Raw genomic sequence first — 13,445 nt, 5'->3', positions numbered from 1 at the left:
TGCAGATCCTACCCCCTAATTTTCCGGCGGAACAATGAAGACCGGCACACCACCGTGGTGCAGCACACCCTCAGCGGTTGAGGTCTGCCAGAATGATTTCCACGCCGAGGCCCCCCGGGTGCCGGTGACGATGACATCCGGCTCCAGCTCCCGGGCCGCATCGACGATCGCCGACCAGACCGAGGTCTCCGACTCCACGAGGTGGGCACGTGCCGCCAGGCCCAGGGACTCCGCCAGCTCCACACCCTCGTTGCAGATCTCCCGGGCCCGCGCATAGGCCGGATCATTCTCCTCGGTGTCCGTCACCCACTCCGCCTGGTGCAGCCCCGACATACTCACCGCGCGTGCCGCCGCCCGGTGCAACGGCTCCCACGCCGTGAGCAGTTCCACACTCCGCGGGGAGAGCAGCTGAGCGGCGGCGGTGATGGCGCGCCGGGCCTCCCGGGATCCGTCGAAGGCGATGAGCATCGTCATGGTCACGGGTGAATTCACATTCCTTGTGCGCAGGGGATGGTGCAGGCCCAGTCTAACGACGACTCGTGCACAATAGTAGGGAACATGCCACCGAAGCACCCCAGGAAAGGACGGACCGAATGATCATCAGCCGCAGCATCGCCCGCCCCCTGGGCGCGGCCCTGAGCATCGGGGCGTTGTTCGGCGGGCTGGCCGCGTGCACGGAACCCGCCGACCAGCCCACCTCGGCGAGCAGCACCCCGGAGACGAGTTCGACGGCGGGGTCCACGGCGGTGCCGACAAGCAGCACCCCGGTGGTTGAACTCACGCCCGAGGAGCTGGCGCGGTCCCGCATGCCGCAGGAGCAGCGTGCGAAGGCCGCCTCCCTCATGGTCGTCGGCGTGGACAACTACGATGATGCGCTGGCGAAACTACGGCAGGGCGTCGGCGGCATCTTCATCACCAGCTGGGCGAACCCGGAACTGCTGACCACCCCGGGTCGCAACATCGTCGCCCTGCGTGAGGCCGTCGGCCGGCCCTTCTCCGTGTCCATCGACTACGAGGGCGGGCGCGTGCAGCGCCACGAACATGTCATCGGCAGCCGGATCTCCGCCCGCGAGATGGCCGCCACGATGAGCCTGGCGGAGGTGGAGGACTACGCCCGGGACCTGGGGCATGCGCTGCGCTGGCACGGGGTGACCGTCGACTTCGCGCCCGTGCTCGATGTCGACGCCGCTGGTCTGGAGATCATCGGCGACCGTGCCTTCTCCACCGACCCCCAGGTCGCCGGCGACTACGGCGCCGCCTTCGCCCGCGGGCTGGGCGCAGCCGGGGTCACCCCGGTGTTCAAGCACTTCCCCGGCCACGGTCAGGCCAGCGGCGACACCCACCTCGAACTGGCCGTCACCCCGCCGGTCGAGCAGGTGATCGCCCACGACCTGCCGCCCTACGCCACCGCCCTCGCCCACTCCGAGGGTGCGGTGATGGTCGGCCACATGGTCGTACCCGGCCTCGGCGACGGCTCCAGCCCCTCCAGTCTCGACCCGGCCGTCTATGAACTGCTGCGCAGCGGCAACTACCCCGGCGGTGTCCCTTTCGGGGGTGTGGCCTACACCGATGACCTCACGGGCATGCGCGCGATCACCGACCGCCACACCCTGCCCCAGGCTGTCGTCGCCGCGGTGCAGGCGGGCGCGGACCGGCCGTTGTTCTCCACCAGCGGGGAACTGGGCGCGGCCATCGACGCCCTCGACGCAGCGGTCACCGCCGGGGAGATCCCGGCGGAACGTCTCGATGAATCCGCGTACCGCGTCCAGCTCCAGCTGATCACCTCGGGGAGCTGAATCAGGTATTTCCGGGGCGTTTCCGGGAGGTTTCCAGGCTCGTGGAAGTAGGCAAACCTGTGCACGGCCACTAGTGTGAAACCTGTGAGTCAGTCAAAAAGCCAGGACAGTGGTAGGCGCGGCACCCGTATCGCCGGCGGCGTCGTCGCCGGTCTCTTCGCCCTCGCCGCCGTCGCCTACGGCGCGGATTACTTCCTGACCAAGGGAAACGTCCCCCGCGGCACCACCGTCGGCGGGGTCGACATCTCCGGCATGAGCCCGGCGGAGGCCCGCACCACCCTCGAGCGTGAACTCGGCGGTGTTGTCGACGAGCCGGTCACCGTCACCGCCGGTGACCGGGCGGTCGAGTTCATCCCCGCCCAGGCCGGCCTGGGCATAGACTTCGCGCAGACCATCGAGGAGATCGGCACCGAATCCGCCAATCCGCTCCTGCGCCTGCAGGGTCTGTTCGGCTCCGGAACCGAGGCCGAGATCGTCTCCGCCGCCGATGACACCGCCCTGACACCCGAGCTGGAGCGCATGCATGCCGAGCTCAGCGCCGAACCCGCCGACGGCCGCGTCGAGCTTGTCGACGGCCGCGTCCAGGTCACCGAGGCAGTCAACGGCCACGTCATCGACCCCGCCGCCCTCCGTGAGGGTGTCACCACCGACTGGCTGGACCCTGCCGGTATCGAGGTCGACGCCGAGGTCACCCCGCCCGCCATCGACGCCGACACCGTCGCCGCCACCGCCGAGGGGGACGCCGCCACCGTCATCTCGGGGCCGCTGACCGTGACCGGCCGGGACGACATCAACGGCATCATCCCCCCGGAGCGCATGGGCGAGGTCGTCACCTTCATCCCCGAGGACGGCACCCTGCGCACCGACATCAACGTCGAGGCCGCCCAGGGCATCCTCGATGAGACTCTCAGCGAGACCGAGTCCACCCGCCGCAACGCAGACATCATCTTCTCCGGTGGCTCCCGCCAGATCATCCCGCACAGCGACGGCGTGCAGATCAACTGGGAGACCACCCTCGAGGGCTTCAACGACCGTCTCCTGAGCACCGACCCCGAGGCTCGGCAGTGGGAGGCCGAGTACGAGGACGAGCCCGCCACCTTCACCACCGAGATGGCCGAGGTCGCCACCTTCGACCAGACCGTCGGCGAATTCACCACCTCCGGTTACTCCGCCTCCTCCGGCGTCAACATCCAGCTGGTCGCCGCGACCGTCAACGGCGCCATCATCGCCCCTGGCGACACCTTCTCCCTCAACGGCTACACCGGCCCCCGCGGCACCGCCCAGGGCTATGTCGACTCCGGCATCATCATCAACGGTCGCGGCGGCACCGCCGTCGGCGGCGGCATCAGCCAGTACGCCACCACCCTCTACAACGCCGCCTATTTCGCCGGGATGGAGGACGTCGCCCACACCCCGCACAGCTACTACATCTCCCGCTACCCCGCGGGACGCGAGGCCACCGTCTACGAAGGTGCCATCGACCTGCAGTTCCGCAACAACTCCCAGTACCCCGTGCGCATCGAGAGCACAGTCGGCGGCGGCAACGTCACCATCCGCCTCACCGGTGTGAAGACCGTCCAGGTCGAGTCCGTCAACGGTGGCCGCTGGGCACCCACCCAGCCGCAGACGATGAACGTCTCCGGCAGTGACTGCAGCCCCTCCGGTGGTGCGCCTGGCTTCACCACCTCCGACACCCGCATCATCCGCGACCTGGCCGGCAACGAGATCAGCCGCGAGGTGCAGACCACCGTCTACGACCCGCAGCCGATCGTGCGGTGCTCCTAGATGTCCGAGCGTCTGTTCAGCTACTCCTTCGCCGAGATCCACCGCCTGTACGTGAACAAGGTGGAGCGTAAGGGCCGCACCGTCGAGGAGCTGGATGAGGTCATCAGCTGGCTCACCGGCTACACCGCCAAGGAACTGCGGAGCTTCGAGGGGGATCTCCGGGAGTTCTTCGCCGCCGCCCCGGCCATGAATGACAACACCGGGCTGATCACGGGCGTGATCTGCGGCGTGCGCGTCGAGGACATCGAGGACCCCCTCATGCAGCAGGTCCGCTGGATGGACAAACTCGTCGACGAACTCGCCCGCGGAAAGAAGATGGCGAACATCCTGCGGGGATAAGGGCGGGAGAAAGAGATGAACTCCTGAGGTGTCCTGCGAAGCAGACGCCCCCGCGGCCCAGTTCAGGGCGGCGGGGGCGGCGATAAGCAGAGCCGGCGACGGGAATCGAACCCGCACTCTCAGCTTGGGAAGCTGATGTTCTACCACTAAACTACGCCGGCGTCTGTGCAGCTCAGTGCACTGCAACACACTGTAGCACCCGCCGGCGCCCCGTCCGGAAATCGGGGCGGAAATCCCCTGGTGGGCCGGCGGGCACATGCGCTGACGTACACTCGGACCCGTGCTTCTCTCAGATCGTGACATCCGTGCCGCCATTGACTCCGGTGACCTGGGTATCGAACCCTTCGAACCGGCCAACATCCAGCCCTCCAGTGTGGATGTGCGGATGGACCGCTTCTTCCGGGTGTTCAACAACTCGAAGTACACCCACATCGACCCGAAGCTGCAGCAGGATGAACTGACCACTCTCGTCGAGGTCGATGAAGGGGAGTCCTTCGTCCTGCACCCGGGTGAGTTCGTGCTGGCCTCCACCCTGGAGAAGTTCACCCTGCCGGACAACCTCGCCGGCCGCCTGGAGGGCAAGTCCTCCCTGGGTCGTCTCGGCCTGCTCACGCACTCCACCGCGGGTTTCATCGACCCGGGTTTCAGTGGCTACATCACCCTTGAGCTGTCGAATGTGGCGAACCTGCCGATGACGCTGTGGCCGGGGATGAAGGTGGGGCAGCTGGCGTTGTTCAAGATGTCCTCGCCGGCGGAGGTGCCCTACGGTTCGGGCAAGCTGGGTTCGAAGTACCAGGGCCAGCGTGGGCCGACACCGTCGAAGGCGTACCTCAACTTCCCCTGACCGAGCCCTCACATGAGATGACATTCATTTTCGTTTAATCCTCAGTTCATGTCCGGCAGGTAAAACTTGTGGACATGCGTATGACTGTCATCGGCACCGGATACCTGGGTGCAACCCACGCCGCCTGCATGGCTGAACTCGGCCATGAGGTCCTGGGCGTGGATGTGGATTCCGCCAAGATCGACTCCCTGAAGGCTGGCACCGTCCCCTTCTACGAGCCCGGCCTGCCGGAGGTGCTCAGCCGGAGCCTGGACTCGGGTCGCCTGGACTTCACCACCGACTACCAGCGGGTCGCCGACTTCGCGAACGTGCATTTCCTCGGTGTCGGCACTCCGCAGAAGCGTGGTTCCTATGCCGCGGACCTGACCTATGTGCGGGCGGTCATCGAGGACCTGGTCCCGCTGTTGGAGGGGGACCACATCATCTTCGGTAAATCCACCGTGCCGGTGGGCACCGCCGATGAGATGCAGGAGTTGGCGGACAGCCTCGCTGGTCCGGCCACGAACGTCGAGATCGCCTGGAACCCGGAGTTTCTCCGCGAGGGTTATGCCGTGCAGGACACCATCTCCCCGGACCGCATCGTGCTGGGCATCGGCCGGGAGGACAGCCGTGCGGAGGAGGTCGCCCGCGAGGTCTTCGCGAAGTCGATCGGGGAGGGCACCCCGTTCCTGGTCATGGACCGGGTGACCTCGGAGCTGGTGAAGGTCTCCGCGAACGCGTTCCTGGCCACGAAGATCTCCTTCATCAACGCCGTCTCCGAGATCTGCGAGATCGCCGGGGGAGACGTGACCAAGCTTGCCGACGCCATCGGTTACGACGACCGTATCGGGCGGAAGTTCCTCGGCGCCGGCCTCGGCTTCGGTGGTGGTTGTCTGCCCAAGGACATCCGCGCTTTCATGGCCCGCGCCGGTGAACTCGGCGCCGATCAGGCCCTGACCTTCCTGCGCGAGGTCGACGCGATCAACATGCGTCGACGTGACCGCGTGGTCCAGCTGACCCGTGAGCTTTGCGACGGCAACCTTCTCGGCCACCGCGTGACGGTGCTGGGCGCGGCCTTCAAACCGAATTCCGATGATGTACGGGACTCCCCGGCGCTGTCGGTGGCCGGTTCCCTCTCCCTGGCAGGTGCGGACGTCTCCGTCTACGACCCGCAGGCGATGGACAACGCCCGGAAGGTCTTCCCCACCCTCGGCTACGCCGATTCGGTGGAGGAGGCGCTCGAGGGTGCAGACGTGGTGGTGCTGGCCACCGAGTGGCAGGAGTTCCGCGACCTGGACCCGGTCAAGGTAGGGGAGCTCGTGGACCGGAAGGTCATCATCGACGGCCGCAACGTCCTCCCCGTGCAGAAGTGGCAGGACGCCGGCTGGAACATCCAGGCCCTCGGTCGTAGTCTCTAGGCGCTTATTCGTGTCGGCTTCTCCCGCACCGTCCACGCCGCGATGAGGGTGGTCAGCGGGACCGCCATGGTCAGGGCGAGGGCGCCGATGCCGGAGCGCAGCAGCTCGGTGGCGACGACGTCGCTGGTCAACGTCTGGCTCAGCGGCCGTTCCGCGACGCTGAGGAGCAGCAGCATCGGCAGGGAGGCACCGGTGTAGGAGAGCACGAGAGTGTAGACCATCGAGGCGATATGGTCGCGGCCGACCTTCATCGCGCCGAGGAAGAGCCGCCAGGGGGTGGCGTCGGGGTCGAGGTCGGCGAGTTCGGTGACGGTGGAGGCCTGCGCGATGGTGACGTCGTTGAGCACGCCGAGTGCACCGATGATGAAGCCGCACAGCAGCAGGCCGATGATGGAGACCTCCGGCAGGTAGAGCAGGATGTTGAGGTTGTCGTCGGAACCCAGGCCGCGCAGGTGTGAGGTGTCGATCGCCACCTGCGCCAGACCTGCGGCGATGCCGAGGGCGATGAGGGTGCCGCCGAGTGCGGAGGCGGACTTCCAGTTCAGGCCGTGCACGAGCGGCACGACGATGATGAGGATCGCGGAACCCGCCACCAGCGCCAGCCCCAGGGGGCTGCCGCCGTGCAGCAGCGCGGGCAGCAGGAAGACACCGATGCCGACCATGGTGATGACCAGGCCGATCAACGCCCGGAAACCACGCCAGGCGGCGAAGGCGACGATCATCAGCGCGATAACCACACCCCAGGTGAGCAGCGGGACGGTGCGCTGGTAATCGGAGAAGGAGTAGATGGGTCCCTCCGGCGTGGGGGTCTCCGCAAGCATGATCCGGTCATCCTCCGCGAGCCGGGGCTCACCGGGCATGCCGTAGTGGACGAGCTGGGTACGCCGCCCCTCGTTCTGCCCCGAGGTGATCTCCACGAGAGAGCGTTCACATACGATGCCCTCCTGGCCGGGTGGGCTCAACGGTGAGCCGTCGAAGACGGTGCCGGTGGACGGGGAGGTGCAGGCGGCGGCGTCGGCAAGCGTGACGGTGCCGGTGACCTGCGTGTGGTTGAGGTTGAAGGTGGTGGCGAAGTCCGCGGAGACGTTCGGGGCCTCCGCCGGCGGCCACAACCGCCACAGGCCGACGAGGGTGGTCAGCACCGCCACCGCGAGAAAACCGAGCAGCGCCCACCGCCAGGGTGAGGTTGCCGCCGGTGGTGTGCCTGTCGCCTGGTGTCTGCCCATGGTTGTTGAGGTTAGCCGCGGCTACCATCGGCGGGTATGGTCCCCCCGTTCTCGCTTTCCGACGCCCCCGTCACCGCCCTGCCCGGCTTCCGCCGGACCTTCCCCCGTGGGCGCCTGACCCTGGGGCTCTTCCTCCCGGTGGACGCCGGCCGGGCCGAGGAACCCGACGTCGACATCATCCGGCAGGTGGAGCTGGTGCGCCGCGCGGAGGCCGCAGGTTTTGCCGCGGTGTGGCTGCGTGACATCCCGCTGCGGGACCCGGATTTCGGGGACGTGGGGCAGGTCTGGGACCCGGTGAGCTACCTGGGGTACCTGGCGGCGTCGACAAGCAAGATCGCGCTGGGCACCGGCGCCGTGGTGGTGCCGCTGCGGCACCCGCTGCACCTGGCGAAGCAGGCGGCCAGCATTGACCACCTCAGCGGTGGGCGTTTCCTCTTCGGCGTGGCCACCGGGGACCGATCCAGCGAATTCCCCGCCTTCGGGGTGGCGGAGGGGGAACGGGACGCGGTTTTCCGGGAACACCTGCAGGTGATGCAGCAGGCCTGGACCACGGAGAAGCGGGGGATCCGCTGGTCGGGCGGCCGGATGTGGGGCGGGGACGTCGTGCCCAAACCCCTGGCTGTGCGCCCGCCACTGCTCACCGTCGGTTCCTGCCTGCAGTCGATGGCCTGGCACCGCGAGCACGCTGACGCGCACGTCACCTACCAACGACCGCTGCCGGTGCAGCAGAAATACCTGGGCACCTGGCGGGAGGAGGGCAATGACAAGCCCTTCGCCATGTCGATGTCCCTGGACCTGCACCCCGACCCGGAGGCAGCAGTCGGGCCCATCAAATTCGGCTGGCGGGTCGGTGTGCGGCACCTGCGCCGGATCCTCCATGAACTGGAGGACATGGGCGTCGACCACGTCATCCTCGGCCTCAAACGCGGGACCCGGCCGGCCGAGGATGTACTCGATGAACTGATCGAGGACGTCATCCCGGCCTTCCGGGCCTGAAGATTACTGCTTGTAGCTGACCAGGAAGTTGCCCAACCGCTCGATGGCGTTCTCCAACTGGGAGGCCCAAGGCAGGGTGACCAGGCGGAAGTGGTCGGTGTGCGGCCAGTTGAAACCGGTGCCCTGCACCAGGAGGATCTTCTCCGCACGCAGGATGTCGAGCATCAGCTTGGAGTCGTCGTGGATCTCGTAGACGTTGGGGTCCAGACGCGGGAAGGCGTAGAGAGCACCCATCGGCTTGACGCAGCTGACACCGGGGATCTCGTTGAGCTTCTCGAAGGCCACGTTGCGCTGGTTGAGCAGCCGCCCACCCTCACCGGTCAGCTCGAAGATGGACTGGCGGCCGCCCAGGGCCACCTGGATGCCGTGCTGTGCAGGGACATTCGGGCACAGACGCGTGCCGGCAAGCAGCTCCAGGCCTTCGATGAAGCCCCTGGCGTGCTCCTTCGGCCCGGTCAGCACCATCCAGCCCGCCCGGTAGCCGGCCACCCGGTAGGCCTTGGACAGGCCGTTGTAGGTGATGGTCAGCAGGTCCGGGGCCAGGGTAGCCAGGGAGATGTGCTCCGCGTCGTCGTAGAGGATGCGGTCGTAGATCTCATCGGCCAGGATGAGCAGCTGGTATTCGCGGGCGACGTCGACGATCCTCTGCAGGACCTCCCGGGAGTACACCGCACCCGTGGGGTTGTTCGGGTTGATCACCACGATGGCCTTGGTCTTCTCGGTGACCTTGGCGCGGATGTCCTCGATGGAGGGGTTCCAGTCGTCCTCCTCGTCGCACAGGTAGTGCACCGGCTTGCCACCGGCCAGGGAGGTGGCGGCCGTCCACAGCGGGTAGTCGGGGGCCGGGATGAGCACCTCGTCGCCGTCGTTGAGTAGTGCCTGGGTGGTCATGGTGATCAGCTCGGAGACACCGTTGCCCAGGAAGACGTCATCGACGTCGAAGTCCGGGAAATCGTCGATGAGCTCATAGCGGGTGACCACGGCGCGGCGGGCCGGAATGATGCCCTTCGACGTCGAGTAGCCCTGTGAGGTGGGCAGGGCGGCGATCATGTCCCGCATGATCACGTCGGGGGCGTCGAAACCGAAGGTGGCCGGGTTACCTGTGTTCAGCTTGAGGATGTGGTGGCCGTCCGCCTCCAACCGCTCCGCCTCCGCGGACACCGGGCCGCGGATCTCGTAGAGTACGTCCTTCATCTTGTTCGACTGGTCGAACACGCGTGGACGTCGGCGGATGGTGGTCGGGGAGTCGGTCTCGCTCATGAAGTGCATTGTGCCACTCCTGGCAGGACGGAGTAAACCAAGCATGTGTGCCTATGAGCACGAGGAGTCTGGTGCCGGCCTGGATCCGGTGCTGATCCCGAGCCGCAGGCCGGAGACACGAAACCGTGGGGCCCCGGGGAGTTCCGGAGGATGGATCCAGGCTTTGGTCAGTGCCGGCAACCGGTCAGTCGCAGTGTTGGACAGGTGGGAGGAACTGAGTGGTCACTGGAAGCGGTTCAGGGCGGAAAGTGATCCCGTCAGTCCCGGTCTGATTTTCCCCGGTCCAGGGCCTTGTTGACGAAGCCCATCGCTTTGTTGGTCAACTCCGCAGTCTGAGCGCGCCGCTCCGCCCGCAGCTGGGCCAGTTTATCCTGTTCCGCCAGCCGCAGTTCCGCTGCACGTAGCTGCTCCGCGGTCCGCAACTCCCTGATCCGCTGCCTGTCGAGCGCCCGCGAGCTCGGCACAAACCAGGACTTCGGCCCGATCTTCATGATGTAGAGCAGGATCCACACGGTCGGGATCAGCAGGAGCAGCAGGGGAGAGAAGGGCGTGGTCCCGGCCAACAGGATGGACGCCGCCGCACTGCCCACGGTGGTCAGACCGAGAAGGCCGAAACGGGTCTTCTGCCCGTCCCGGAAGGCACTCTCAATCTCCTGTGCCGAGTACAGCTTGCCTACCTCGGTACCGGGCGCACCCTGGAACTGCGGGATGTCCTGGAAGAGCGGTGCCAGATCGCGGTGCAGGTCCGCTTTCGCGATCTCCGCGCACCGTCGGTCATATTCGTCGACTGTCAGCCGACCTTCCGCAAAGGCACGCCCCAGCGTGGACATGGCGGCGTTGCGCTCAGCATCACTCAGTCTCATGTCCGGCTGATTGGCGGGGTACCTCATACTCATGCTCCCAATCCTACTGCTGACTGACTGATGTGACCTCCGGGAATTCCCTGATCAATCCTGCATGGCCGCGGCAACCACCCTGATCAGCGGGCAGTCACGTCGCCGAACCTCTGCGCGAGCGGGGCGATCAGGGACGGACGGATGGCGATAAGGCCTACGACGATCGCGGCCAGGGACAGAACGAAGAGACCAAAGCCCGTCCAGTTTGTGGAGTCCTGCGCGGCGTACATGTGGTTGAGGTTGCGCAGAGCTCCGGTGGCGAATACCAGGATCACATGGATAACCGTGAAAATCACAAAATAGACCATCACGGGCAGGTGTACCCCTCGGGCGAGAGCGATCGGAAAAGCATTGCTCAGTGCCTTGTTGTTCTTCGGCCAGTACTCGGACAGCCGCAGGCCTGTGAGGATCGCCAGGGGGGCGGCGATAAAGACGGTGATGAAGTAGGCGAGTTCCTGCAGACTGTTGTAGTTGACCCAGGAATTGTGGGTGGGCCAGTCAAGGGACAGGTACTGAAGGCCAGCGGAAATTGCGTTCGGGAAGACCTCCCAGCTGGTGGGTACGATCCGTGCCCAGTGCCCGGTGGCGAATAGCAGGATGTAGAACACCGCACCATTGACGATCCACAGCAGATCCAGGACCAGGTGTATCCACAGGATCAGACTGATCTTCTTCCCTCCCCGCTTCGACCGCCAGTAACCCCGGGGCCTGCGCTCCCGGTTGATCTGGATTCCAGTCCGGATGATCAGGAAAAGGAAGAACATGTTGAAGAAGTGCTGCCAACCCACCCAGGCGGGGATACCGGTCGGAGTGTTTTCGGGCAGCTCATATTCGCCTGGATAGCGGGTGATGAACTCCGCCACAGGCTCAAGTCCCACCAGCCAGCGTGCAGCAAGCGTGGCGATAGCGGCGCCGACGATGAGAACAAGAAGGATGAAACCGCCCGTGATGGACCACTGCTTCCGGGTTAACGGAGTCAGCAGCTGTGTTCGCACGGAGCGTTGCCTGGGCTGCTTCCGGGTTTCACCGTCGACAGGGATCGCGTCCTGCTGTGCTGAGCCGCTGGATCCGGGCGCGGGCACGGTAGCACCTGGAGGCGTCGGCACGGTAGTTGAAATTGCACCGCCAGGGGCGGGAACGGCGCCGCCGGGGACAGCGCCACCGGGAGCAGGGACAGCGGCACCCGGAACAGCACCGCCGGGAGCAGGGACAGCGCCGCCGGGGGCCGGGACAGCACCGCCGGGGGCGGGAACAGCGGCACCGCCGGGGGCCGGGATAGCGCCACCGGGAGCAGGGACAGCGACACCCGGAACAGCACCGCCAGGAGCAGGGACAGCGACACCCGGAACAGCACCGCCAGGAGCAGGGACAGCGACACCCGGAACAGCACCGCCAGGAGCAGGGACAGCGACACCCGGAACAGCACCGCCAGGAGCAGGGACAGCGACACCCGGAACAGCACCGCCAGGAGCAGGGACAGCGACACCCGGAACAGCACCGCCAGGAGCAGGGACAGCGACACCCGGAACAGCACCGCCAGGAGCAGGGACAGCGACACCCGGAACAGCACCGCCAGGAGCAGGGACAGCGACACCCGGAACAGCACCGCCAGGAGCAGGGACAGCGACACCCGGAACAGCACCGCCAGGAGCAGGGACAGCGACACCCGGAACAGCACCGCCAGGAGCAGGGACAGCACCGCCGGGGGCCGGGATAGCGCCACCGGGTGCAGGGACAGCGGCACCCGTAACAGCGCCGCCAGGGGCGGGGACAGCACCGCCGGGGGCCGGGATAGCGCCACCGGGTGCAGGGACAGCGGCACCCGGAACAGCGCCGCCAGGGGCGGGAACAGCACCACCGGGTGCAGGAACGGCACTGCCGGGGGCCGGGAGCGCTGAACCGGGCGGGGAAAGGGGCTGGCTGTTCTTTTTCTTATCTGTTGAGGTGCCGTCCATGATCGATGCCGTTTCTTACTGCAGGGTTTTGGGATGATGTCGGGAACTGCGGGAGGGAGTGAGGTACGTGTACCGCATGACGAGCTCTGAGTGTTGAGGCTATCTGTCCGACAACTTTTCTCCACACTGGAAAGCGGTCCAAATGTTCCTCGCTGAGTCCGGGAGCACAATGAGCAAGGGTAGTGGGTGCTCCTGCGGGCCTGGTCTCCCACTTTATGTACTGAGCAGTCTATATTTTTAGCACCAGTAAGTCTAGAAAGTGACAGTGTAGTGACGTTCACCCCGGGGAAGTTCGGTATTCCTACCGGAATCGACCCACGGCCGACCGGGGGTCGAAAAGGTGTCGACCTGTCTGCTCGCTTGGTCCTGAGTGAGGGGTTAGTGAGGTTAAGGTTGGGCCCTGAGGTCCCGACCTCTCTGCCTGTCCGATAGCCGGCGAAACAGGTGGGATAACCTGGTCCCATGAGAATCTGGTCCCTGCACCCCCGATACCTGGACCAGAAGGGGTTGGTCGCGTGTTGGCGGGAAACTCTCCTGGCGCAGAAGGTCCTCACCGGTGCAACCACCGGCTATCGCAACCATCCCCAGCTGCTTCGTTTCCGCGCACAGGAGGATCCTTTGGCGGCGGTCGGTGCCTATCTGCAGGGGCTGCATGACGAGGCGACGGCGCGTGGGTACAACTTCAACCCCACCAAAATTCTGGTGGCCGGTTCGCCGGTGGCTCCGATGGAGGTGACCGACGGTCAGCTGACTTTTGAAGCGGGCCACCTGCGCGCCAAGTTGGAGGTCCGGGATCCGGCGCGGATTGCGGCTCTGTCGGATTTTCCGGAGACCCACCCACTGTTCCGAATGGTGGCGGGCCCGGTGGAGGAATGGGAGCGGCTCTGAGGGGCCGGTGAACCGGAAATGGGCTGGTGGGCATTCCTGCCCACCAGCCGTTTTCCGGCGGTA

At 66.2% G+C, this 13,445-nt stretch carries 13 protein-coding genes and 1 tRNA gene; 7 read left to right on the top strand and 7 right to left on the bottom strand.

Annotated elements, in window-relative coordinates; genetic code table 11:
* Positions 1–15: 15 nt before the first annotated feature.
* Positions 16–474, bottom strand: a complete 459-nt coding sequence (locus tag EAH68_RS03600) for a universal stress protein (RefSeq protein ID WP_126120057.1) — start codon at positions 472–474, stop codon at positions 16–18.
* Between the two features lie 119 nt (positions 475–593).
* Between EAH68_RS03600 and EAH68_RS03595 the strand changes: the two genes are divergently transcribed.
* The 3 genes from EAH68_RS03595 (at position 594) to EAH68_RS03585 (ending at position 3,920) form a co-directional block, all read left to right on the top strand.
* Positions 594–1,796 (top strand): glycoside hydrolase family 3 N-terminal domain-containing protein, encoded by a 1,203-nt coding sequence (locus tag EAH68_RS03595; RefSeq protein WP_126119961.1) that lies wholly within the window; start codon positions 594–596, stop codon positions 1,794–1,796.
* A gap of 84 nt (positions 1,797–1,880) precedes the next feature.
* A complete protein-coding gene (locus EAH68_RS03590) occupies positions 1,881–3,581 on the top strand; it encodes a VanW family protein (protein WP_126119960.1) in 1,701 nt (566 codons plus the stop codon).
* Positions 3,582–3,920 (top strand): DUF2200 domain-containing protein, encoded by a 339-nt coding sequence (locus EAH68_RS03585; protein ID WP_126119959.1) that lies wholly within the window; start codon positions 3,582–3,584, stop codon positions 3,918–3,920.
* A gap of 90 nt (positions 3,921–4,010) precedes the next feature.
* On the opposite strand, the gene EAH68_RS03580 is transcribed toward EAH68_RS03585, so the two are convergent.
* Positions 4,011–4,081, bottom strand: a tRNA-Gly gene (locus EAH68_RS03580).
* A 119-nt stretch (positions 4,082–4,200) separates the two neighbouring features.
* Here EAH68_RS03580 and dcd point away from each other — a divergent pair.
* Together dcd and EAH68_RS03570 are read left to right on the top strand one after the other, a co-directional pair.
* Positions 4,201–4,764, top strand: a complete 564-nt coding sequence (dcd, locus tag EAH68_RS03575; RefSeq protein ID WP_126119958.1) for a dCTP deaminase — start codon at positions 4,201–4,203, stop codon at positions 4,762–4,764.
* 74 nt (positions 4,765–4,838) lie between these two features.
* Complete coding sequence (locus tag EAH68_RS03570) at positions 4,839–6,161, top strand: UDP-glucose dehydrogenase family protein (RefSeq protein WP_126119957.1); 1,323 nt, start codon at positions 4,839–4,841, stop codon at positions 6,159–6,161.
* Here the strand turns inward: EAH68_RS03570 and EAH68_RS03565 are convergent.
* Positions 6,158–7,387, bottom strand: coding sequence for a YibE/F family protein (locus EAH68_RS03565; RefSeq protein WP_126119956.1), 1,230 nt, complete (start codon positions 7,385–7,387; stop codon positions 6,158–6,160). The genes EAH68_RS03570 and EAH68_RS03565 overlap by 4 nt on opposite strands.
* 36 nt (positions 7,388–7,423) lie before the next feature.
* Here EAH68_RS03565 and EAH68_RS03560 point away from each other — a divergent pair, with 36 nt between their 5' ends.
* On the top strand, positions 7,424–8,383 hold the full coding sequence (locus tag EAH68_RS03560) for an LLM class oxidoreductase (RefSeq protein WP_126119955.1): 960 nt from the start codon (positions 7,424–7,426) through the stop codon (positions 8,381–8,383).
* Between the two features lie 3 nt (positions 8,384–8,386).
* On the opposite strand, the gene EAH68_RS03555 is transcribed toward EAH68_RS03560, so the two are convergent.
* The 4 genes from EAH68_RS03555 to EAH68_RS14890 form a co-directional block, all read right to left on the bottom strand.
* Positions 8,387–9,652: a pyridoxal phosphate-dependent aminotransferase gene (locus tag EAH68_RS03555; RefSeq protein ID WP_439647605.1), complete on the bottom strand. Its 1,266-nt coding sequence runs from the start codon at positions 9,650–9,652 to the stop codon at positions 8,387–8,389.
* 248 nt (positions 9,653–9,900) lie between these two features.
* The gene (locus tag EAH68_RS03550; RefSeq protein WP_126119953.1) at positions 9,901–10,506 is read right to left on the bottom strand and encodes a DUF1707 SHOCT-like domain-containing protein; all 606 of its coding nucleotides are present in this window, start codon (positions 10,504–10,506) and stop codon (positions 9,901–9,903) included.
* A 116-nt stretch (positions 10,507–10,622) separates the two neighbouring features.
* Entirely contained in the window at positions 10,623–11,534 is a 912-nt protein-coding gene (locus EAH68_RS14895) for a cytochrome b/b6 domain-containing protein (RefSeq protein WP_241228284.1), read from the bottom strand.
* The gene (locus tag EAH68_RS14890) at positions 11,516–12,415 is read right to left on the bottom strand and encodes a hypothetical protein (protein WP_241228287.1); all 900 of its coding nucleotides are present in this window, start codon (positions 12,413–12,415) and stop codon (positions 11,516–11,518) included. Before EAH68_RS14890 ends, EAH68_RS14895 begins: the two co-directional genes overlap by 19 nt.
* Positions 12,416–12,956: 541 nt before the next feature.
* Here EAH68_RS14890 and EAH68_RS03540 point away from each other — a divergent pair.
* Positions 12,957–13,382, top strand: coding sequence for a pyrimidine dimer DNA glycosylase/endonuclease V (locus EAH68_RS03540; RefSeq protein WP_126119951.1), 426 nt, complete (start codon positions 12,957–12,959; stop codon positions 13,380–13,382).
* The last annotated feature ends 63 nt before the right edge of the window (positions 13,383–13,445 follow it).

The organism is Corynebacterium hylobatis (assembly GCF_003955685.1).
In the GTDB taxonomy this organism is placed as follows: Bacteria; Actinomycetota; Actinomycetes; order Mycobacteriales; family Mycobacteriaceae; genus Corynebacterium; species Corynebacterium hylobatis.
The sequence above is the reverse complement of the archived record's forward strand: the minus strand, read 5'-3'. Positions and strand labels throughout refer to the sequence as shown.

Bases quoted from the DNA above. Each gene is read 5' to 3' on its own strand.
- EAH68_RS03600 (WP_126120057.1), bottom strand. From the start codon at position 474: ATGACGATGCTCATCGCCTTCGACGGATCCCGGGAGGCCCGGCGCGCC.
- EAH68_RS03595 (WP_126119961.1), top strand. From the start codon at position 594: ATGATCATCAGCCGCAGCATCGCCCGCCCCCTGGGCGCGGCCCTGAGC.
- EAH68_RS03585 (WP_126119959.1), top strand. From the start codon at position 3,582: ATGTCCGAGCGTCTGTTCAGCTACTCCTTCGCCGAGATCCACCGCCTG.
- EAH68_RS03570 (WP_126119957.1), top strand. From the start codon at position 4,839: ATGCGTATGACTGTCATCGGCACCGGATACCTGGGTGCAACCCACGCC.
- EAH68_RS03565 (WP_126119956.1), bottom strand. From the start codon at position 7,387: ATGGGCAGACACCAGGCGACAGGCACACCACCGGCGGCAACCTCACCC.
- EAH68_RS03560 (WP_126119955.1), top strand. From the start codon at position 7,424: ATGGTCCCCCCGTTCTCGCTTTCCGACGCCCCCGTCACCGCCCTGCCC.
- EAH68_RS03555 (WP_439647605.1), bottom strand. From the start codon at position 9,652: ATGCACTTCATGAGCGAGACCGACTCCCCGACCACCATCCGCCGACGT.
- EAH68_RS03550 (WP_126119953.1), bottom strand. From the start codon at position 10,506: ATGAGACTGAGTGATGCTGAGCGCAACGCCGCCATGTCCACGCTGGGG.
- EAH68_RS03540 (WP_126119951.1), top strand. From the start codon at position 12,957: ATGAGAATCTGGTCCCTGCACCCCCGATACCTGGACCAGAAGGGGTTG.